We start from the raw sequence: 20,500 nt of genomic DNA, 5'->3' as shown, positions 1-20,500 counted from the left end.
CTCCAGACACTACTTCGAGGTGATCGGCTCAGGTCCTGTCGGGCGCGTGGGCTGTTTCCGTCTGGTCGAGGGTGGCGGCCCAGCTCGCGAGGAGATTGAGTCCGTCCTGGGAGGCGGAGCCGGGCTCGGCCGTGTAGGCGGTGAGCGTCAGGCCAGTGTCAGCTGGGAGCTCCATCGCCTCGAACGTCAGGCTGAGGTCGCCGACGACCGGGTGGTGGAAGTACTTGACCCCGGTGCGGTGGAGGCGGACGTTGTGCGCGGCCCAGCGGGTACGGAAGGTCTCGCTACGCGTGGACAACTCACCGATCAGGTCAGACAGCCCGCGGTTGAACGGGTCCCGGCCGGCTTCGGTGCGCAGAAGGGCGACGGTGGTGTTCGCCGCAAGATCCCAGTCGGGGTAGAAATCCGTCGCGCGGGGATCGAGGAACGCGAATCTGGCGAGGTTCGCCGGTCGTACCGGGTTGTCGAACACCAATGAGTGGAGCGCGTAGCCGAGCAGGTTGGCGGAGAGGATGTCCAGGCGTCCGTTCCGGACGAACGCGGGCGCATCGGTCATCGCGTCGAGGATGCGCTGAATACTCGGTCGCACCTGCTGCGGGGTCGACCGCCGGCGGGTCCGCTGCGTGGTGTTCGCGGCGCGGGCGAGGTCGAACAAGTGGGCGCGCTCGGCCTCGTCGAGCTGCAGCGCGCCGGCAACCGCTTCGAGCACGGCCTCAGAGACCCCACTCAGGTTTCCGCGTTCAAGGCGGGTGTAGTAGTCCACGCTGACCCCGGCCAACAGTGCGACTTCCTCTCGGCGAAGCCCGGGAACGCGCCGGTTGGCGCCGTACACGGTCAAACCGGCCTGCTTCGGGGTGATCCTGGCTCGCCGTGAGGCCAGGAACTCGCGAATGTCGTTCCTGTTGTCCACAGAACGAGGCTACGGCCGCTGTCGTGACGGTGGGGGGTTCTGTCAGTACCTGTATAGACAGGGACTCCCCCACCCGCCGCAGCCCCGGTTTCATCGGTGGTGGCGAGGCCGATGGGGACAACCACCTCTCCCGCGAGAACCCTCATTCGATCACCTGCCACCGCGAAGGACATGGAGCACGTGGCTGAACGGTCTCGGTTCGTTGACCGCACCGCCACCGACCTGGGTGCCGGACCCGGTGCCCAGGCCTGGGTGCCCAGCGCGATGAGTGCCGACCAACTCGCACGGGCACGGCGCACTTCTGGAAGGGATAGGAGCAATGGCAGACAACAATGAGCGGTCGGGCGCCGGGAAGATGTTCGGGGATTTCGCGCCCGCTCTGGTGAACTTCACCGATGACGTCCTGTTCGGGCAGGTCTGGGAACGCCGGGAGCTCTCGCCCAAGGAGCGGAGCCTCGTGACGGTCGCGAGCCTGGTCACCAGCGGCAGCACGGAGCAGCTCGCGCACCACCTCGGTCGCGCGAAGGACAACGGGGCCAGCGAGCAGGAGCTGATCGAGGTGATCACCCACCTGGCGTTCTACGCGGGTTGGCCGAAGGCCATGTCCGCGATGGTTGTGGCGAAGAACCTCTTCGCTCCAGCTCATTCCCCTTCATAAGCCCGCGCGCCTTATCAAGCAGCGTAGGGAGGATTCATGGATTACGTCACACGGCCACTCTCGACTTCGAGATGAACACCGAATTGCGGGAACAGATCTCCGCGCTCTCACCGACTCCCCGCCCGCGACCGACCGTACAAGAAACTCTGAAACCGAACTGGGCCTGACACCGCAAGTGCGGTGAGAAGGAGCTGCGCACATCATGCAGAAACGCATACTGGGGACCAGCGGCCTGGAAGTCTCCGCGATCGGTCTTGGGTGCATGGGAATGAGCCATGGCTACGGACCATCGGGAACCAAGCAGGAGATGATCGACCTTATCCGGGCTGCTGTTGACCGCGGAGTCACGTTCTTCGACACCGCCGAAGTGTACGGACCGTTCACGAACGAAGAACTCGTTGGTGAAGCGCTCGCACCACTACGCGACCAGGTGGTCATTGTCACGAAGTTCGGGTTCCAATTCGATTCCGACGGAAAGCAGATCGGCCTCTCCAGCCGGCCAGAGCACATCAAGCAGGTCGCGGACGCCTCGCTCAGGCGACTCGGGATCGATGTTATCGATCTCTTCTATCAGCACCGGGTCAACCCCGACGTGCCGATCGAGGAGGTCGCGGGAGCGGTGAAGGATCTGATCCAGGCCGGAAAGGTGAAGCACTTCGGCATGTCCGAAGCGGCCGCGCAGACGATTCGTCGCGCCCATGCGGTCCAGCCCGTCACCGCCGTCCAAAGCGAATACTCACTGTGGTGGCGTCGCCCCGAAGCCGAGGTGCTACCTGTACTTGAGGAACTCGGGATCGGGTTCGTTCCTTACAGCCCGCTCGGCAAGGGATTCCTCACCGGAAAGATCAACGAGAACACGGAGTTCTCCAGCAACGACATCCGCCAGGTGATCCCCCGCTTCACCCCGGAGGCTCGGAAAGCCAACGCCGCCGTGGTCGAACTCCTGCAGGCAATCGCACAACGCAAGGGCGCGACACCCGCTCAGGTCGCCCTCGCCTGGCTGCTCGCACAGAAGCCGTGGATCGTCCCCATCCCCGGCACCCGCAAACCCGAACGCCTCGACGAGAACATCGGCGCGGTCGACGTCGACCTCACCCCGGACGACCTCAGCGAGATCGAGCAGGCCGCGTCGACGCTCACCGTCCAAGGTGCGCGATACCCGGACCATCTGGAGCGTATGACCGGACGCTGAAGGTAGTCCCGTCCCCGCGTAATCCCGCAACATATAGAAAGAGTCCAACCATGCGTGGAGCAGTTATTCATGCCCCTGGGGACGTGCGTTTCGAAGAACGCGCCGACCCGAAGATTGTCAACGCCACCGACGCTGTCATCCGCACCGTCGCCACCTGCGTGTGCGGGTCCGACCTGTGGGATTACCGCGGCATCAACCAGGTCACCGAGCCCACGCCGATCGGGCACGAGTACGTCGGCGTCATCGAGGAGATCGGCAGCGAGGTCACCTCGCTCAAGCCCGGCCAGTTCGTCATCGGCTCCTTCTTCGCCTCCGACAACACCTGCCCGCGCTGCCTGGCCGGATACCAGTCCTCGTGCCAGCACCGTGAGCTCGTCGGCGGCTGCCAGGCCGAGCTGGTCCGCGTCCCGTTGGCCGACGGCACCCTGGTGCCGACTCCCGAGCAACCGGCCGAGGAGCTCGTACCCAGCCTCCTGACCCTGTCTGACGTCATGGGCACCGGCTGGTACGCCGCCGTCGCCGCCGAGGTCAGGCCCGGCTCCACTGTCGCCGTGGTCGGCGACGGCGCAGTCGGGCTGTGCGGTGTCCTGGCCGCCAAGGAGCTGGGCGCCGAGCGCATCATCGCCATGAGCCGGCACGAGTCGCGCCAGAAAGTCGCCCGCGAGTTCGGCGCCACCGACATCGTGACCGAGCGCGGCGACGAGGGCATTGCCCACATCAAGGAGCTCACGGAGGGCGTCGGCGCGGACTCTGTGCTCGAGTGCGTCGGCACCAACGAGTCGATGCTGCAGGCCCTACGCTCGACCCGACCTGGCGGCAACGTCGGCTTCGTCGGCGTTCCACACGGAGTGAACGTCCCGGCCGAGGAGCTGTTCTTCTCCCACGTCGCGCTGCGGGGCGGTCCCGCTCCCGTCCGCGGCTACCTCCCGCATCTCATCGAACGAGCGTGGGACGGGCAGATCAACCCCGGCATGGTGTTCGATCTGACGCTGCCGCTCGACCAGGTTGCCGAGGCCTATCGCGCGATGGACGAACGCCGCGCCATCAAGGTACTGCTGCGCCCCTGAACCAAGCCACCGTGGACGTCGACCCCATGGTCGCTCCTGGTGCGCGAGCCGCAAGCGACTGGCGCACCAGGAGGATGGGGCCGCGACTGGTCACGATGCTCGTTGGTGGTTTCCTCCGAGGAGGTGCGGCGCGACGGCGCGAGCCATTGCCGCCGCACCAGCATCGTTGGGGTGCAGGTGGTCACCGGAGTCGTACGCGGGCCGCAGCGCGTCCGGGTCAGCGGGATCGGCCAGCGCCGCATCAAGGTCGGCCACCGCGTCGAACGCGCCGCTGGTACGGATCCATTCGTTGACCGCGTCCCGGACGGCCTCGTGCTCAGGCGTGTCGTACACGTACGCGCCCTTCATCGGCGGGATCGTGGCACCGACGATCCGCACGTCACGCTCGCGCGCTGCCTGGATCATCTTGCGGTAGCCACCGATCAGCGCCGCGGCCGTCGCCACCGGGGGATTGGCACAGCCGATGTCGATCCCGCCGACGCCGATGTCGTTGGTTCCCATCAGCACGACCGTCGTGTGGACTCCCGGCTGGTCCAGCACGTCCCGCTCGAACCGCGTCACACCAGAGTCGCCGGAGAAGCACGGCACGTCGTTGAGCAGGTGGTTGCCGTTGACGCCGGCGTTCACCACGCCCAGCCTGCGGTGGGCGCGGACCAGGCGCTCGGCAACCTCGTCGGGATAGCGGTTGTCCGCGTCCGGCGTGGAGCCATGCCCGTCGGTCAGCGAGTCGCCGAACATCACCACCGAGCCGCGTGAGCCGGTGATGTCGACACCGGCGAGGAAGTACCACGAGCGCGTGGTCTCGTCGAATGCCTTCGCCCCGGTGTCGAAGCGGTGGTCGCCCGCCGCTCGGTAGGTGGTCGCGTACGCGCCCTCGTGGAACGTCGCCGGACCGGTCGGCGCCGCGAAGTACAACGTCAAGGTCAGCTTGTCGAGCGGGCGGGTCCGAAGGACGGTGGCGTCCGACACGGCTTCCCGACCGGCCGGGATGGTGAGTGTCGTACGACCTCCGAACGTCAGGTGGCGCAGCGTGTGCGGCGCCACGGCCGCGCCGCCGGTGGACCGTCCGATCGTGGCGCCGGCCAGCCGGAGCGGGCCGGTGCCGTAGCGGTTGGTGAGCCGCACCTGCAGCGATGACCCACCCACGCTGACGCGGATGACCTGCCGGACAGATTGTTCGGCGAAGCCGTCGACCGACCAGTTGGGCGTCTCGTAACCGGGCATCGCTGGTTGCGTGGCGGCGACCCAGGCGGCCGTCCAGCGGCGTGCCTCGGCCGGCGGGGCCGTCGCCACCCCGGTGAGCAGGGTGGCGACGGCTGTGACGGAAGAGAGAATGCCGGCGGCAAGAGTGCGGGAGGCGCGCATCAGGCCGCGACCCAGATCGGCTGCCAGTCCGACAGCTCGTGGAAGCGGCGCAGCTCGGCCAGCCCGCTGACCGTGCCGATCCAGGGCGCGTACGGCGGGTTGGCAGTGTCGAAGCCGCTCTGCACGAGCGTGAGCCGAGTCTCGCCCTCCGAGCCTTCGAGCTCCCACGTCGCGACACCTGACGGACCCCAGTCGACCGTCATGCGCTCGCCGGGGGTGTAGTCGCTGATGCGGGCCGGATTCGGGTTGCCCTCGATCCCGCCGAGCGCGAACCGGCCGCCCTCGTACGGCTCGATCTCGACCGGAAAGCCGAACCACTGACTGACCTGGTCTGACTGGGTGAGGGAGGTGAACACCTCGTCGGCAGGCGCCGCGATCGTGACGACCGCGCGGAACGTGCTGCTGGTGAAGTCCGTACGCGGGGTCAGCGGCCGGCCCTCGACGAGGTCGACGAGGTTGGCGATCGTGAGGGCCCAGTACGTCTGCAGCACGCCACGGATCGAGGACCCGCTGATCATCTCGGCGTAGTCGAAGTGGGACTGCGACACGGTGATCAGCGTCGCGCCTTCCGCCTCCTCGGTGAGCTCGATCGAGGTGGTGGTCTCCACACCGTCCAGCAGCCAGCCGAAGTCCAGCGTGTACGGCTCGGCGCGCCGCAGCCGCTGGTGCGGTGCGCTGCCCGCGGGCGTGTAGCGGCCCCAGAATTCATACGTCTCGGGCAGGTCGACGTTCACCTCTTCGGCGAGCCACTGGCGCATCGCGTCGGGATCGGTGAGCGCGTGCCAGACCTCCTTGATGGGAGCCTTCGCGCGCGCCTTGGCGATCATCGGTTCAGAGGTGTGGTCAGTCACTTGGGTTCTCCTTGGGATAGCAGGCGACGGCGAGCTTGAAGGCGTCACCCTCGGCGCCGCCGTACTTCGTGAACAGGTGTTGCAGCGAGCTCTGCAGCTCTTCCAGGAATTCCTGGCGTTGGTCGGCTCGGATCCTGAGCTGTCCGGAGATGCCGAGCGAGGGGAGCTCCGGCCGGGTCCGGTCAAGTCCTCCGATGTCGGCCTGGACCTCCTCCATCAGGTCGAGGAGGTAACCAAGGCTCATCGCGTCCTGCGCCCGCCGAGTCCCTCCGATGCGTCCGACAAGGCGCGGTGACAGCCAGTACGAGCGGGCGGTCGCCTGGTAGATGCCCTCGTGGATCGCGCGCACTTTGCGCACGGACACCTGCTCGACAAGACCCACCTCGACCAGCCGCTTGACGTGGTAGTAGACGCGCTGCGGCGTCTGGCCGAGCCGGCTCGCCACCTCACCGCACGTGCACGGCTCGGCGAGCTGCCGCAGCACCTCGATGCGCTGCGGCTTGAGCAGGGTCTCGGCCTGCTCGATCTGCTCCAGGTACAGGACGTCTCTCATGGCAAAACGATCCTGTACGTAAAAATAGATTTTGTCAATGGCCTTCGCAGCACTGCCGTAGACCGCACATAGGACGCCTCGTCGTGCGAGCATCACGACATGGCCACGACTGTGAACTTCACCGCGACCGTCATCGCGGGTTCGCGGCAGCGCGCTCTCATCCCACTACCCTTCGACCCCGACGAGGAGTGGGGCCGCAAGCGTACGCATCGCGTCGGCGGCACCATCAATGGCGCGAAGGTGCGAGCGATCATCGAGCACTCCGGCGACGGACCCTGCATCGTGCTCACACCCATGTGGCGCCGCGACAGTGGCGTCTCGGCCGGCGACGAGGTAACAGTCACGCTCACACCCGAAGGGCCGCAGCGCGCCGACCTCGCGCCTGACGTCGCGGCCGCCCTGGACGCCGAGCCGGCGGCAGCGGAGTTCTTCGACTCGCTCGCGCAGTTCTACCGCAAGGCGTACCTACGGTGGATCGACGCCACCAAACGCCGACCCGATATTCGAGCTGAACGCATCACCGAAATGATCGAGCTGCTGAAGGCCGGCAAGAAGGAACGCCCGACCGCTCCGGGGACGTCGACGTAGAAGCAGTCGAGCACTTCGGGTACTCCGCGCAGGGAAAAGGTCCACTGCCTCGCACCAACCCGCGCTTCACCGCACCGGTGTGGCGCACGCTGGCGCGTACATGCCTGTTCAGTTATATTCCTTGGGGGGCACCCGGCTGAGACGTACCTCCACCACCAGCGCCAACGAAGGGCCGACTATGAACGCAACCCTGCACACCGTGGACGGCCGCTGCGTCCTCCGGTTCGAACGCCGCCTGGCACATCCCGCCGAGAAGATCTGGCGCGCCATCACCGACTCGGCCGAGCTCGCGCAGTGGTTCCCCAGTGGCGTGAAGATGGACTTCGAAGCCGGCACGATCTGGTTCGAGTTCGGGAAGAAGGAGGGAGCGCCGGGCACGGGCACGGTCCTCGAAACCGACCCGCCGCGCCTCCTCGCCTTCACGTGGGAGACGGACACTCTGCGGTTCGAGCTCCAGCCCGACGCCGGCACCTGCCTCCTCACCTTCACCTACACGTTCGACGATCGCTACAGCGCGGCCAGCCTCGCCTCCGGCTGGGACGGCTGCCTGAGCGGGCTCGAAGCGATGCTGGACGGGCAGCCTTACACGTGGCCAGACGGGCTTGGCGAGCGCCATGAGGAGTACATCGAACGCTTCGGCCTCGCCGAGGGAACCATCCAGGAGACCGCGGACGGCTACGAGATCCGCTTCGAACGTCAACTCATTCGCCCCGTCGACGCGGTATGGGCGTTCCTCTTGGAGCATGCGGAGTCGGAGGCGCCGAAGCCCACCGACAGCGACGTCGCTGTCGGTGGGCAGCCGCCGCTGCGTCTTACGAACGGCTACGTGCCCGCCGGATCCGTGACCGTTGTGAAGGGCCCCGAGTTCCTGGAGTACGCCTGGCTCCACGAGGGTGTCGAGGCTGGCCGGGTGCGTTGGCAACTCTCCCCCGGTGCCGGCGGCGCGCGCCTGGTCCTCACCCAGACCCTGCCATCCATGCTTGCCGACCAGCGAGCGACCGCTCTCGCGGCCTGGCACACCCACGTCGAGATCCTTGCCGACTGGCTCAAAGGCGCGGGCCGCTGTTGGCCGGAAGGACGTACCGAGGAGCTGACCAAGCATTACCTCCAGATCGTGGGCTGACCTCGGCCACTAACCCTCGCGAACGGTGGCATCGGATCGGGCGGGCTCCTCCTGTGTGCCGTTCACAGAGTCGGCATTCCTGCCCGGCTTGGTCCTGACGAACTTCAGGCCGATCACGCAGGCGATAATGCCGGCGAGGAAGATCACCTTGGCCACGGACGCCGGCTCGTCCCCGCTAGCCATCGCGAAGGCGACCGTGAGGGCCGCTCCCAACCCGACCCATACCGCGTAGGCGACGCTGATCGGAATCCTCGTCATGGCGATGGCGAGTCCGACCATGCTGATGACCATCCCCACGCCGAACACGACTGTGGGCCCGACCATCGTGAATCCGTCGGACCTCCCCAACGCGGTCGCCCACACGGCCTCGAAAATCGCGCTGAGAATGAGAATCGCCCACGACATCAGCTCACCGCCTTCAGGCCAGCTACGCACGCGATCAGGCCGGCCAGTAGGAGTAGCTTCGCGGTGGAGGCCCTTTCCTTTCCGCGAATGATTGCCCCGGCGACGGTCAGGAGCGCGCCCACACCAACCCACACGGCGTAGGCGGTTCCGGTCGGTACGGCGTTCATGGCAACGGCGAGGCCCGTCATGCTCACGACAAGCGCGACGAGAAACACCACCGTCGGAACAGGACGCTTTAGTCCCCGGGATTCGGCGAGCGCGGTCGCCCAGACAGCTTCGAACACCCCGGACAGAATCAGAATGACCCAGGCCACGACAGACTCACCCTCCATGAGTCAGTCTTGTCGCTGTGCGGGTACTGCTCCCTCGTCCGCTGGCCTTGTCGGGGCTTGCCACAGGTATAGCAACCGCGCGGCATTCAGGCAAACCGCCGCCGGCCGGCCACCGGGGGCGCCAAGTCGGGCGTGCCGCAGGTCGCGTCTCACATTGTGTACACCTTCTGCGGTACGAGGCGGGGCATATCCCCATGACACATCGCAAGCCGTCCGGTACGTGAGACCTGAGGCTGCCCCTTCAAGGATCGTGAAGGATTTTGGTCATATAGCGACGAAAATCCTTCACGATCATGGCCCTGCGTCCGCGACTTGTCTGAGCCTTCTCCGCATGGATGGGTGTCGATCCTTCGTCGCCTAGGAGCCGGTCAAGCGCCCTTGCGTACGCACCAGTCAAGCGTGGTCATCCCCGCATCGTCCGTATGGACTGTGCAGGAGCCACCCAGCCGCTCGGCTTGGGCAACGAGGTCGGCGAGCCCTGGCTCGGAACGCGATCGGACTCCGGACGGCGGTGCACCGGCATAGGCAACGGTCAGCCGAACCGTCGTGTCGTCCACTTCGAGTCTTACCTCGACGTCGCTGACGGGATCCTGCCGCGCCGCCATGAGCAGCGCCGTGTGCACGGTGGCCATGATCTCGCTGCGCATATGCGTCGACACGGTGTCGACCCGGCCGTGGAGGACGAGTCGCGGAGTCGAGCCCAGCAACTCGCGGGCGGCATCGATCTCAGCGAAGAGTTGGCTCCGGACCGACGACACGTCGGCGGGATCGGGCGTACGCAGCTGGAAGACCGCCGCTCGGGCGTGCTGCGTGGTCTTGTCGAGCTCGGTGACCGCTCTGCCGACGCGGTCACGCACCTCCGGCTGACGGGTCAGCCCCCTGGCGCTCTCCAGAAGGGTCCCCACCGCGAACAGCCGTTGAATCACCGTGTCGTTGAGATCCTGGGCGATCCGATCGCGGTCGGCGAGCACTCGCAGCCGCGAGCGTCGGCGTTCGTGACTGACCTGCTGGAAGGCAAGCGCCGCCCGGCTGGCGAAGAACTCGAGCATCGGAGCTTCCGCGACCGCCGTGCGGACCTGAGCTGGTCCCTCCGGCCAGGCGAGTACGAGAGTGCCGACGGCCTCTCCGGGCGCCAGCAGCGGCACGATCACGGCTGGCCCCACAGCGTCGAGCGCATCCGGCCAGTCGGCGGAGGGGCTGTAGCGGGGGTCGCTGATGAGGTCCGTGCTCACGATGCACCGGCCGGACTTGAGAGCGGCCTCCCGAAGACCGCCGAGGGGTGAACGCACGCTGGCCTGGTAGTCGATGCCAGGACCCTGGATCGACTCGATCATGATCGTGCTTGGTTCACTCGGGTCCAGGAGGAAGATCCCGCACCAGGACGCACCGGAGATCGTGCGGATCCGCTCGTCGACCCACCGCAATGCCTCACCAGGGTTGGCTGCCTCGAACAGCAGGCGGTTGAGGTCGGCAGCGGCCTCGAGCCACTGCTGCCGGCGCCGCTCCCGCTCGCGAAGTCGAGCGTTGCCGATCGCGGTACGAGCGACGATCGCGATCGTCGCCAGGCGAAGATCGTCCTCCGGCGTGAACTCCGGTGCGTTCACCTTGTCGCCAGCCCACAGGAATCCGAGATCGTCGCCTCCGATGGCGATCCGAGCACCCACCATGCTCGTGGTCGGCGGGATGCCGGGCGATAGGTGCGGGCCGGCCGGAGGGGGATGGATCTCGCACCACCGGGAGGGCGCGGTGGAGGGGAAGAGGCGGGCCAGGCTCGTCAGGAGATCGCGCGAGTCGCCGAGTTGACGGGCCTCCGGCGTGGAAAGACCGGACGGTACGGTCGCCGCGGCCAGGTCATCCGTGGTGGTCACCGCGAGAACGGCGTAACGGGCATTCAGTAACAGGCGAGCGACCTGCGCGACACGGGCAAGAATCTCATTGAGGTCGAGGTCGGTATCGACCGCCAGGATTGCATCAAGAACTGAATACCTTCTGGTCTCGAAACCGCGAAGATCGAGATATTCTTTCCGCTTCACGTGGTACTTCCAAATTCCAGCGGACTTCCGAAATGGCAGAGACTATCGATCTCAGCCAAGGTCCGTTGATCGACAACTGGCGGGCGCCCTAACAATAGCGAGCCGAGGCGAGACAGCCTTGGCTGCCAGCTGATCAGCGTCGTTGCCAGCTTCCCGACGTCGGCGAATCGCGGACATTTGCTTCGCTTGACGGGCGTGCTCCTCGGTCAGGACGGGGAATCTGAGTGCATTGGCACCGTTCGATCCACAACGGGCCCTTAGTAACTGTCGTTGACAGGTGGAGAGGCACTATGAGGTCGTTGCCAGACAGAATGATCGCGAGCATGCGCGGAGGCTTGCCAGTCGTTGCGTTGTCGCTGGCGCTTGCCGCGGTTCTGGCCGGATGCCCGAAGTCACCCAGCCCAACTCACAGTCCGACAAGCACCATGACGCACAGCCCGACAGGCACAGCGACTCACAGTCCAACGAGCACGACGACCCACAGCCCGACAAGCACCATGACCCACAGCCCCACCAGCACGGCCACCCATCGTTGAGCCTCGTCACTGCTGGGACTCATCGCCGGACGGCGCGGAAGGCGGTTCGGAGAGTACGACGGGTAGCAAGAGCGTGAAGGTCGGTGGATCCGCGGCGGTGAGGTGAAGGCGCCCACCCTCGGCCTCAGCGAGACTTCGGGCGAGCGCGAGTCCGATGCCGTGTCCGTGGGCGCCCGCGGAGCGTCGGCTGAACAACTCGCCCTCATCTATCGTGATGGCGCATCCCTCGTTGCGTACGTCGATGGCGAGTGCGCCGGCCGAGTCGCGTGCCCGGAGTGAGACGACACCGGAGCCATGCTGGACGGCGTTCTCGACGAGCACGGCAAGCACCTGGCGCACGGCGGCCACCGATGCGGTCGACGCTGGCAGGTCGCGGTCGATGGCAATACGGAGCGGGCGGCCAGCGGCGGCGAGTTGGCCATGCCAATCCCGCCGGAGGTCCTCCAACACCACAGCGACGTCGAGCCGCGCCGATCCCTGGGGCGCGTCCCTTGCCAGGACCAGCAGATCCTTGGTGATGCGTTCGAGACGATCGGCGTCGGCGATCGCGGCGATCATCGCGTCGCGGTACTGCTCCGGCGGTCCCTCGAGGGCAGCCTCGAGGCCGAACCGAAGGCCGGTCAGCGGCGTGCGCAGCTGGTGGGACGCGTCGGCGGTGAAGGCACGCTCCCGCTCCACCAGGGAACCAAGCCGGGCAGCGGTGCGGTTGAGTGCCTCACCGGCGGCATCGATCTCGCCGAGCCCGCTCGGGGCCGCGCGAACACTGAAGTCGCCTTCACCGAGTCGGCCCGCGGCCGCCGTGAGCGCGTCCAGAGGCGCCGTCAGGCGTCGAACCTGCGCGTGTGCGACCAGGCCGGTCAGGGAGACCGCGAGTAAGCCGAGGCCCACCATCATCAGCCAGGTCGCGCCGATCTGGGGATAGAGAGCCGATCTGGGGGCGCTTGCCCGCATGACGCCGGTGGCTGGACCGGATCCCCCGACCGGAACGGTGACGGTCAGCATGCCCCGGACCGTGTCCCGGTGCACGATGTTGTCGCGAAGAGTTCTCCGCGTGAGGATGTCGGCCTGGGCCGGACCGTTGCCCGCCACCAGCCGGCCGGCGCGGTCGTACAACGCGAGGTCGGTGCCGCTCTCGGGCCCCGTGAGCCGCCCGACGACATGGGTCTGTTGCACGAGGTCAGCCGCGGTGTCGGCAAGGCGTTCAAGCTCGGTGCTCTCGTCGGTCACAAAGGAGTGCGCGACACCCACGGCGAGGGGGATTCCGAACAAGCTGATGGCGAGTACGGCGGCCAGCACGACCAGCGTCACGATCCGCTTGCGCATGTTCACTCCTTCACGGTCGCAACCCCTTGTCGGCCGCTCACGGTGTCTGGTGTCAGCTCGGCGCGGACTCGAGCCGGTAGCCGTATCCGCGCAGAGTGGCTATCGACGGGACGCTGACGATGTCGGCGTCAACGTTCTCGGACGCCGCCGCGAGCTTGCGGCGCAGTGCGGCGACGTGCACATCGAGGGTTTTCGTGGAGCCATGCCAGTTCTCGTCCCAGACGTCCGCCATGAGGGTTTCGCGGGTGATGGCGAGGTTCGGCTCGGCCGCCAGACGGGCCAGCAGATCGAACTCCTTGCTCCGGAGTGCGACGTCATGGCCACGGAGGGAGCAACGACGGGCCGCTGTGTCGACGGTGAGGTCGCCGACGATGTACGCCTCCGGCGTGGGTGCCGCCCCTGCCCCGCGTCTGAGGTGCGCGCGGATGCGGGCCAACAGCTCGGTGTACCGGAAGGGTTTGGTGAGGTAGTCGTCCGCGCCTGCCTCCAGGCCCACGACCACGTCCATCTCCTCGTCGCGTGCGGTGAGGATCACCAGCACGCATCCCGGAGCGGCCGCCCGAACTCGCCGGCACACCTCGAAACCGTCGAGATCGGGCAGGCCCAGATCGAGCAGGATGAGGTCGAAGTCCGCAATGGTCGCCTCGTGGAGAGCCGCCCGGCCCGAACGACACCAGACGACCTCATGTCCGTGCGACCGCAGCCCGCGGTCGAGGAGGCCGCCGATGGTGTCGTCGTCCTCCACGACGAGCAGCCGGGCCACGGCGCCGAGTGTATCCGTCACAGGTCCCTGAGCACCTCGAGAGCGGGCCGCCGTGCGGTCGACACCGCGCGTACTCCGGCCGCGATCGTGCAGATCAAACCGATGAAGGCGACCACCGCCAGATAGCGCCAGGGAACCGCGAGAGAGTCCGGCGGCGGGTCGAAGACGCCGGCCAGCTCCGCCACCAGAACTGCGGCCAGTCCCCATCCCGCCGCGGCGCCCAGGACAGCCCCGAGGACCGCGACCAGACTGACTTCCGAGCGGACGAGCGCGGCCAACTGGTTGGGCCGGGCACCGATCGCCCGCAGGAGCGCGAAGGTACGCCGGCGCTCGGCGAATCCCAGCAGGAGCAGCAACCCGGTCGCCGACGCGGCCAGGACGATCGCGAAGGAGAGTTCGACCTTGGTGAGCCCGGACAGATCCACGGCGGTAAGGCTCGAGCCGACCACAGCCCGGGTGGTCTGGATGTCGGAGACCTGCGCGTTCGGGCCCAGGGTGGAGCGCACCCGCTGCGCCACCGTCGTGGGCGGTGTGCCGTCCGTCGTCAGGAGGAACTCACCGACGACCGGGTTCCCGGTACGGCGGGCGACATAGCTGGCGTTGGTGACGAAGAAGCTGTCCTTGGGCGCGGTCGGAAACTCCTTGACGACGCCCACGTAGTGGAACGGCACCACCAGCTGTCTGTGGGTACGCGCTTCCACCAGCCGGAGGCGGATCAGGTCGCCGGGGTGGAGCTGGTAGTCGTGCACTGTCTCCGCACTCACCAGGATCGCGTCGGGTTGGCGGGCCAGCCGGCCGAGCAGATCCTTGGCCGTGCCACCGGCGAAGTACGCGTCCTGCAGGCGTACCTGACGTCCGAGCGTGTGCGGGTCGATGCCGTACAGATCCTGCAGATCCGGACCGATGTAGGCGTAGCGGTGTTGCAGTGCGCCTACCTTTGCCACCCCGGGAATCGCGGCGAGCGTGCTGGCGCGCGCGGGCGAGGTCGTCGCTGTTGGCGGGGCCGTCACGGTGACGTCGGCGCCATTGGTGAGCTGCGCGTCAACCTCAGCTTGCTGGCGGAACGTCGCGTCGAACGTCGCCGTGGAGGCAGCGAAGGCGACGGCCAGCATGACGAGAACGACGGTACGCGCGAGCAACCGGCGTTGCCGGGACATCGTGGCCGCGACGGTGCCCGACAGCGGACCCGCCAACGGGCGCAACGCCACGGACAGGACCGGCCGACCTTCCCGCAGCAGGAGGTCGACCAGCCGCCAGGCCAGCAGTCCGGCACCAGCCCACAGCAGCGCCGGCGCCGCGAACGCCCAGTAGCTCACCGAGATCGTGGGCACACCCTCGGGTGCGAGCACGAGCTGGTAACCGTTGCTGCTGGTGGCCCAGAACGCCAGGCCGAACGCGACCAGCAGCCAGATGTCGAGCCCGTACCGCATCCACCGGGGGCGCCGACGAAGAGCCACCGGCTGCCGCGCCGCCATCACCGTGCTGGCGCGCAGGTCACGGCGGGCCGGCCAGGCCACGGTCGCGATCGCGACCAGGAGCCCGATGGCGACACTGACCGCGGCCCAGACCGTTGACGCGCCCGCGGTCGAGCCGAACGCCGCACTTCCGAACGCCAGCCTGCCCACCAGAGCGGCAATCCCCAGCCCGGCCGCCGATCCGACGACCCCCACCAGGACAGCCTCGGCCACCGCCAGCCGGAGCAGCTGACTGGAGTTGGCGCCACGTGCCCGTAGGAGCGCCTGTTCGGCGCGCCGGCGGTCTGCCCCGCTCGCGGTGACGATGCCGGTGAGCAGGCCAGCCAGGACGGCGCCCGGCACGCCCAGGAAGAGGAACAGCAGTTGCGCGTACGACGCGTCCTGGCGGGCCGAGTCCAGGGTCGCCGCCAGGTTGTCGCCGACCAGGCCTCCGCCGGCCAGGCGAGCCTCGAGATTGTGCGCGGCCCCGGTCACCACGGCGTACGCCGCGGCCGGATCGGGTGGGAGGTTGTGCCGGGTGCGGGCATGCACCTGCGCCCGCACCTGGTCGGGACGCGCCTTCGCCACTGGGTCGAAGACCTGGTGCCAGCGGTCCTGCGGCATGAGGACGACGTTGTCCGGTGGCGCGGTCGGCTGGGCGCCCACCGGAGCGCCGACCGTCTGGAACAGCGAGTCCGCCTGCGGCAGATCCACGATCCCGTCGACCCGCACGGTCACCGGCGGCAGGCCGGCACGTCCGAGACTGATCCGGTCGCCGGGCGCGGCGTGCAGGTTGGCGGCGGTCTGCTGGGCGAGAAGTACGCCGTCACGGGAGCCGGTGAGGAAGCGGATCTCGCCCGGGAACGTCGTCGCGTACGACGCCGGCAGGCCGAGTACCTTCCCCGCTCCGGTGGTCAGCGTCGTGCCGCCGGCGGTGGCCTGGAGGCCTGTGGTGGTGGCGTACCCGACCGGCATGGCCCGCGACACCCGCGGGTCGGCGTTTACGGCCCTCATCACGGAGGCGGCCGGGGTTCCAGGTTGCACCTCCACCTGCCAGTCCACCGCGACCTGCTGCACCGACCGGGTGGTCATGGTGGCCCTGGACGAACCAAGGAAACTGCCCAGGGCAGCCAGCAGCGCGACCGCGATCGCGATCCCGACCGTCGCGCCCGCGAGCCGGCCGGCTCGCATACCCGTCAGTCCGCGGATCCAGGTCAGTGTCAGCATGACTCCCCCGGATCCGAAACCGGGTAGAAAGCCTGGTGGGGTACCCGCGCGGGCTCCTCTGCGCAGGTCAGCCGGCCGTCGCGCATCTGCCACTGCGTTGACAGCTGGTTCGCCACGGCAACGTCGTGGGTGGCCACCACCAGGCTCGCGCCCAGGTGAGCCGCGGACTCGATCAATGCCCGCACCACCTGGTCCCGATGCCCGGCATCAAGCTGACCGGTGGGTTCGTCCGCCAGGATCAGCCGGGGCCGGCAGGCAAGTACCCGAGCCACCGCCACCCTCTGGGCCTGCCCGCCCGAAAGCTCCTCTGGAAGCCGGCCGGCGAGCTCGACCGCATCGACCATGGCCAGGGCCTGCGACGAGCGCTCGCGCGCCTCCGACGCCGCGAACCCGGCGAGCAGGAGTGGCAGTTCGACGTTCTCGGAGACGTCCAGCGGTGGTAGCAGGCTTGGCCCCTGGAAAACAAACCCAACCGTGCCCGGCCGGTCGACCGGATCACCGCCAAGCCCCGGCCATTCGATAGTCCCCGCGCTCGGCCGGTCCAGTCCGGCGAGCAGGTGCAGCAAGGTCGACTTGCCCGATCCCGACGGCCCGGTCACCGCGACGCGGGCCGCCGGGGGTACGACGCAGGACATCGCGTGGATCGCCACCACGGCAGCCGCGCCCCGCCCGTAGGTGCGGGCAACCTCGACGCACCGTACGAGGTCCCGCCCACCATCCGTTGCGGTCATGGCCGCGCCTCCCCCACGATCCGTCCAAGCTCCAGCCGGATGACGCGATCGCCCGCGGCCGCCACCGCGGGGCTGTGTGACGCGATGACGATCGCGCAGCCACGGTCGGCCTCCGCCCGTAGAAGCTCCAGGACTCCCGCCTCGGTCGTGGCGTCAAGCTCTCCGGTGGGCTCGTCGGCCAGGATGACGCGCGGCCCGTTGGCCAGCGCGACCGCCAGGCCTGCCCTGGCACTCTCGCCTCCCGACAGCTCACCCGGCCGCGCGTGCCCCCGCGTTTCCAGGCCAACGGCGTGCAGCACGTCCGCCGGTCGCTGACGCGCTCCACCCCGGACCAGCCGTTGAACCAGTTGGACGTTGCCGGTCACGGTCAGATGTGGGAGCAGGTTGCCGGACTGGAACAGCACGCCGATGCCTCTGGCCCGCGCGGCGGCTCGCTCCTGCTCGGGGCGATGGCTGAGTCGTACGCCGTTCAGGAAAACAGTGCCGGCGTCGGGCTCGTCAAGTCCACCGAGACAGGCGAGCAAGGTCGACTTGCCTGCCCCGGACGGACCGGTGACGACAACCACTTCACCGGCATCGACGGCAACGGACGTACCCCGCAACGCGTGCGTCTCCTCGTCACCAGCGCGGTAGAACCGGTAGAGCTCGCGCGCTTCGAGGGTGGTGCCCGCTGTCATGGCAGCCACCGCAGCGAGTCGCTGACCGTACGCCAGGGATCGACGTTGTCGGCTCCGTCCGGGCCGGAGAGGGTGAGGATCACCTCGGTGCCCCGGTGGAAGAACGCGTACCGCTCGACGGCATCCTTGACGACCTTCCCGGTCACCGGATCCGGGTCGCTGTTGGCGGTGTAGGTGATTCGGACCGCCTGACCGGCATTACGCCGCGTCACGCCCACCGTCTGGATCTTCACGGTGCTTTCGGATGCCTGGATCGCGGGGATGTCGGTTGCCTGTGCGGACTTGACCGTGGGTGCGGTGGCGACCCGCTTCTCCTCCACCCGAACCGAGTTCAGCTTGTCGGTGAAGACCACCGCGGCTCCGACCTTCGTGCGGGCCCAGCCCTGAGGAACCGACACCTGCCATCGCGCCGAGCCTGCCTTGAACGGCACGAACACCGTGTCATCGGGAATGTCGCCGGCCGGATTGCTCTCCGGCGCGTTCGGGTCAACTCCCTTGCTGGTAGGGCTGTTGGTCGGTGTCGACCCGCTGCTCGGGGTACGTGCTGAGGCGACCGGTGCGCCGGCGTGGGGCGAGCCCCCGCAGGCGGCGACGACCAGACTGAGAGTTCCGGTAACCAGGGCCACGGCAAACAGTCGACGCATGAATACCTCCTGCTGCGACAAACTGTTCCGAGGCTATGAACCACCAGGTCAGCGGGTTGCCAGCAGAAGGTAAACGCGGAGTTCACCTTCTGCTGTGCGGCGTCGCCAGCGGCGACTGTCGGGTCGTCACTCGGCGCAGAGTTGGGTGTTCAGGGTGTCGTAGACCCAGCGCTCCCATTGGTCAGGCGTCCAGCCACGGTCGCGGACGAACAGCAGGTAGACCTCCGGACTGAGCAGGCTGAACAGCAGGTCGGCGGCGTGCTCGGCGGTCACTCCGTCGCGGATACCCGGCTTGGTCACCAGGGACTGCGCGGCCGCCTGCTGGACAGTGAACCTCGGGTCGGTGTCCTGGTCCCAAAGCTCGGCGATTCCCGGGTCGGCCGAGGTGGCGGCGCGCATCATCTCGATCATCGGTGCCAGGCGTTCCAGGATCCCTCGCGTGCCTTTGACGTGGAGCCGCAACTGGCCGTCGGCAGACTCGGCGGCGACGGCCTCACGGAACCACGGCCGATCCATCGTCGCGATCGGTTCCGGGTCGCCCGCGATCGCCACGTCGGCCAACTCCTTGAACAGCACGCGCTTGTTGCCGAACGTGAAGTAGATCGTCTGCACGGCGACGCCGGCCTTGTCGGCGATCTCCTGGAGGGTCGTCGCGCCGTATCCACGCTGGACGAACAGCTCGCGTGCGGCGTCCAGCATGCGCGTCCGCGTCTGCTTGGCCTTCTGAGAACGCTTGCCTTCGCCCTTGACCTGACCCATGGCTGTAGCTTACATCTAGAGTTCGACTCTAGAGTTCAACTCTAGTAATGAGCTAGTCTGAACGACAGCAAGACACAGGCGTAGGAGGGAAACCCATGCAGGGCATTGCCAACACCCAGGCCGCGGAAGCATGGAACGGCTGGGAGGGCGTCAACTGGGCACAGAACGCCGCTCGTTACAACGCGACCGTCACGGCCTTCAACGACGAACTCTTCCAAGCGGCGGCGATCGGTGAGGACGACCGCGTCCTCGACGTCGGCTGCGGCACGGGCCAGATCACGCTACTGGCCGCACGCCAGGCATCTCAGGGGCATGTCGTCGGCATCGATATCTCGGAGCCGATGCTGGAGCGCGCCCGCGCCGACGCGGCGGAGCAGGGCATCGCCAACATCGAGTTCGAGCAGGGAGACGCCCAGGTCCATCCCTTTCCCGATGGTGGTTTCGACGTCGCGATCAGCCGTGGTGGGCTGATGTTCTTCGCTGACCTGGTAGCCGCCTTCGCCAACCTCCGACGCGGGCTGCGGTCAGGGGGGAGGCTGGTGTTCATGGGTCCTCAGGGCGGCACCCCCGACAGTGACTACGCCCGTGCCACCGCGGCGCTGAAGCCGCTGCTCCACGAGCCCTCGCCGGCCGCGCGGGGAATGGGGTCGTTGGTGGAGCCGGAGCGAATCCACGAGGTGCTCGACGCAGCCGGGTACGCCGACGTAAGCATCACCCCGGTCAAAGCGCTGATGGATTACGGCCGCGACGCCGCGGACGCGGCCGAGTTCATCCTCAGCCAGGGACCGGCCCGCTTCAACCTGAAAGACGTCGACCAGGCCGTCGTCGAACAGGCGCGAGAGGAACTCCGGGCGGGACTCGTGCCGTATGAGACCTCAAACGGAGTCCTCATCACCGGTGCCGTCTGGCTGGTGGAGGCGAGCCAGCCCTAACTCGATGCCATAGCGCTCTACGGATCCGGCAAAGGAAGGCCGCAGGTCGGCCGGCAGGCGTCCAGGGCGGCAAGCCTCACGTACGTACGTCTACGGAGGCGGGGCAGGCCGACCTCGGTCCTTCTTCAGACGGCGATCCTCCAGGGCGCTGGCAAGGACGGCGAGCGTGACAATGCTGAGAATCACCAAGGCGAGGACGATGAGGATCGCTGGCCAGACGGCAGTCATCAGCGCGCCGCCGTACGTCACCAGCAGCCAGATGGCCCCCACCCACACGGCTGTGAGAACGAGTGCCACGACAGCTTCGCCGGAGATCGCCAGGAAGATGACCGCGATCACGATGACGACAGCGACCCACGCCCACAGGCCCATCCTCG

At 67.8% G+C, this 20,500-nt stretch carries 21 protein-coding genes and 1 riboswitch; of the genes, 6 read left to right on the top strand and 15 right to left on the bottom strand.

Annotated elements, in window-relative coordinates; all coding sequences use genetic code 11:
* Positions 1-28: 28 nt before the first annotated feature.
* Positions 29-910: a helix-turn-helix transcriptional regulator gene (locus B141_RS0116565; protein ID WP_020576292.1), complete on the bottom strand. Its 882-nt coding sequence runs from the start codon at positions 908-910 to the stop codon at positions 29-31.
* A 319-nt stretch (positions 911-1,229) separates the two neighbouring features.
* Between B141_RS0116565 and B141_RS0116560 the strand changes: the two genes are divergently transcribed.
* From B141_RS0116560 to B141_RS0116550, 3 genes are all read left to right on the top strand, one after another.
* Positions 1,230-1,568 carry a carboxymuconolactone decarboxylase family protein gene (locus B141_RS0116560; protein WP_020576291.1) on the top strand — a complete coding sequence of 113 codons (339 nt, stop codon included), beginning with the start codon at positions 1,230-1,232 and terminating at the stop codon, positions 1,566-1,568.
* A 202-nt stretch (positions 1,569-1,770) separates the two neighbouring features.
* The gene (locus tag B141_RS0116555; protein WP_020576290.1) at positions 1,771-2,760 is read left to right on the top strand and encodes an aldo/keto reductase; all 990 of its coding nucleotides are present in this window, start codon (positions 1,771-1,773) and stop codon (positions 2,758-2,760) included.
* A gap of 50 nt (positions 2,761-2,810) precedes the next feature.
* Positions 2,811-3,827, top strand: a complete 1,017-nt coding sequence (locus B141_RS0116550; protein WP_026257288.1) for a zinc-dependent alcohol dehydrogenase family protein — start codon at positions 2,811-2,813, stop codon at positions 3,825-3,827.
* A 90-nt stretch (positions 3,828-3,917) separates the two neighbouring features.
* Here B141_RS0116550 and B141_RS0116545 read toward each other — a convergent pair whose 3' ends face one another.
* From B141_RS0116545 to B141_RS0116535, 3 genes are read right to left on the bottom strand one after another with little or no spacing between them, the layout of a single operon-like run.
* The gene (locus B141_RS0116545) at positions 3,918-5,192 is read right to left on the bottom strand and encodes a GDSL-type esterase/lipase family protein (protein WP_020576288.1); all 1,275 of its coding nucleotides are present in this window, start codon (positions 5,190-5,192) and stop codon (positions 3,918-3,920) included.
* The gene (locus tag B141_RS0116540; RefSeq protein WP_020576287.1) at positions 5,192-6,043 is read right to left on the bottom strand and encodes an SRPBCC family protein; all 852 of its coding nucleotides are present in this window, start codon (positions 6,041-6,043) and stop codon (positions 5,192-5,194) included. Before B141_RS0116540 ends, B141_RS0116545 begins: the two co-directional genes overlap by 1 nt.
* A complete protein-coding gene (locus B141_RS0116535; protein ID WP_020576286.1) occupies positions 6,036-6,596 on the bottom strand; it encodes a transcriptional regulator in 561 nt (186 codons plus the stop codon). The genes B141_RS0116540 and B141_RS0116535 overlap by 8 nt, the downstream gene beginning before the upstream one ends.
* Before the next feature lie 99 nt (positions 6,597-6,695).
* Here B141_RS0116535 and B141_RS47515 point away from each other — a divergent pair, with 99 nt between their 5' ends.
* The gene (locus B141_RS47515) at positions 6,696-7,184 is read left to right on the top strand and encodes a YdeI/OmpD-associated family protein (protein WP_020576285.1); all 489 of its coding nucleotides are present in this window, start codon (positions 6,696-6,698) and stop codon (positions 7,182-7,184) included.
* Between the two features lie 178 nt (positions 7,185-7,362).
* Entirely contained in the window at positions 7,363-8,307 is a 945-nt protein-coding gene (locus B141_RS0116525; protein WP_020576284.1) for an SRPBCC family protein, read from the top strand.
* A 9-nt stretch (positions 8,308-8,316) separates the two neighbouring features.
* Here the strand turns inward: B141_RS0116525 and B141_RS41055 are convergent, their stop codons facing one another.
* The 10 genes from B141_RS41055 to B141_RS0116475 all read right to left on the bottom strand — a co-directional run bounded on the left by B141_RS41055 (position 8,317) and on the right by B141_RS0116475 (position 19,191).
* Positions 8,317-8,712, bottom strand: a complete 396-nt coding sequence (locus B141_RS41055; RefSeq protein WP_020576283.1) for a DMT family transporter — start codon at positions 8,710-8,712, stop codon at positions 8,317-8,319.
* Positions 8,712-9,026 (bottom strand): DMT family transporter, encoded by a 315-nt coding sequence (locus tag B141_RS0116515; protein WP_026257286.1) that lies wholly within the window; start codon positions 9,024-9,026, stop codon positions 8,712-8,714. The genes B141_RS41055 and B141_RS0116515 overlap by 1 nt, the downstream gene beginning before the upstream one ends.
* A 15-nt stretch (positions 9,027-9,041) precedes the next feature.
* Positions 9,042-9,106, bottom strand: a riboswitch (guanidine-III (ykkC-III) riboswitch).
* A 306-nt stretch (positions 9,107-9,412) separates the two neighbouring features.
* A complete protein-coding gene (locus tag B141_RS0116510; protein WP_020576281.1) occupies positions 9,413-11,077 on the bottom strand; it encodes a sensor histidine kinase in 1,665 nt (554 codons plus the stop codon).
* Positions 11,078-11,619: 542 nt separating this feature from the next.
* Positions 11,620-12,936 carry a sensor histidine kinase gene (locus B141_RS0116505; protein WP_020576280.1) on the bottom strand — a complete coding sequence of 439 codons (1,317 nt, stop codon included), beginning with the start codon at positions 12,934-12,936 and terminating at the stop codon, positions 11,620-11,622.
* A gap of 52 nt (positions 12,937-12,988) precedes the next feature.
* Entirely contained in the window at positions 12,989-13,720 is a 732-nt protein-coding gene (locus B141_RS0116500; RefSeq protein WP_020576279.1) for a response regulator transcription factor, read from the bottom strand.
* Entirely contained in the window at positions 13,717-16,380 is a 2,664-nt protein-coding gene (locus tag B141_RS0116495) for an FtsX-like permease family protein (RefSeq protein WP_020576278.1), read from the bottom strand. The genes B141_RS0116500 and B141_RS0116495 overlap by 4 nt, the downstream gene beginning before the upstream one ends.
* Entirely contained in the window at positions 16,374-17,111 is a 738-nt protein-coding gene (locus B141_RS41050) for an ABC transporter ATP-binding protein (RefSeq protein ID WP_020576277.1), read from the bottom strand. Before B141_RS41050 ends, B141_RS0116495 begins: the two co-directional genes overlap by 7 nt.
* Positions 17,108-17,788, bottom strand: coding sequence for an ABC transporter ATP-binding protein (locus B141_RS0116485; protein WP_020576276.1), 681 nt, complete (start codon positions 17,786-17,788; stop codon positions 17,108-17,110). Before B141_RS0116485 ends, B141_RS41050 begins: the two co-directional genes overlap by 4 nt.
* On the bottom strand, positions 17,785-18,432 hold the full coding sequence (locus B141_RS0116480) for a hypothetical protein (protein ID WP_020576275.1): 648 nt from the start codon (positions 18,430-18,432) through the stop codon (positions 17,785-17,787). The genes B141_RS0116485 and B141_RS0116480 overlap by 4 nt, the downstream gene beginning before the upstream one ends.
* Positions 18,433-18,558: 126 nt before the next feature.
* Entirely contained in the window at positions 18,559-19,191 is a 633-nt protein-coding gene (locus B141_RS0116475; RefSeq protein ID WP_020576274.1) for a TetR/AcrR family transcriptional regulator, read from the bottom strand.
* 95 nt (positions 19,192-19,286) lie between these two features.
* Between B141_RS0116475 and B141_RS0116470 the strand changes: the two genes are divergently transcribed.
* On the top strand, positions 19,287-20,123 hold the full coding sequence (locus tag B141_RS0116470; RefSeq protein ID WP_020576273.1) for a class I SAM-dependent methyltransferase: 837 nt from the start codon (positions 19,287-19,289) through the stop codon (positions 20,121-20,123).
* Positions 20,124-20,213: 90 nt separating this feature from the next.
* Here the strand turns inward: B141_RS0116470 and B141_RS0116465 are convergent, their stop codons facing one another.
* A complete protein-coding gene (locus B141_RS0116465) occupies positions 20,214-20,495 on the bottom strand; it encodes a hypothetical protein (RefSeq protein WP_020576272.1) in 282 nt (93 codons plus the stop codon).
* Positions 20,496-20,500 lie beyond the last annotated feature (5 nt).

It is taken from the genome of Actinopolymorpha alba DSM 45243, from assembly GCF_000373925.1.
Taxonomy (GTDB): domain Bacteria; phylum Actinomycetota; class Actinomycetes; order Propionibacteriales; family Actinopolymorphaceae; genus Actinopolymorpha; species Actinopolymorpha alba.
This window is presented reverse-complemented; position numbering and strand designations above follow the sequence as displayed.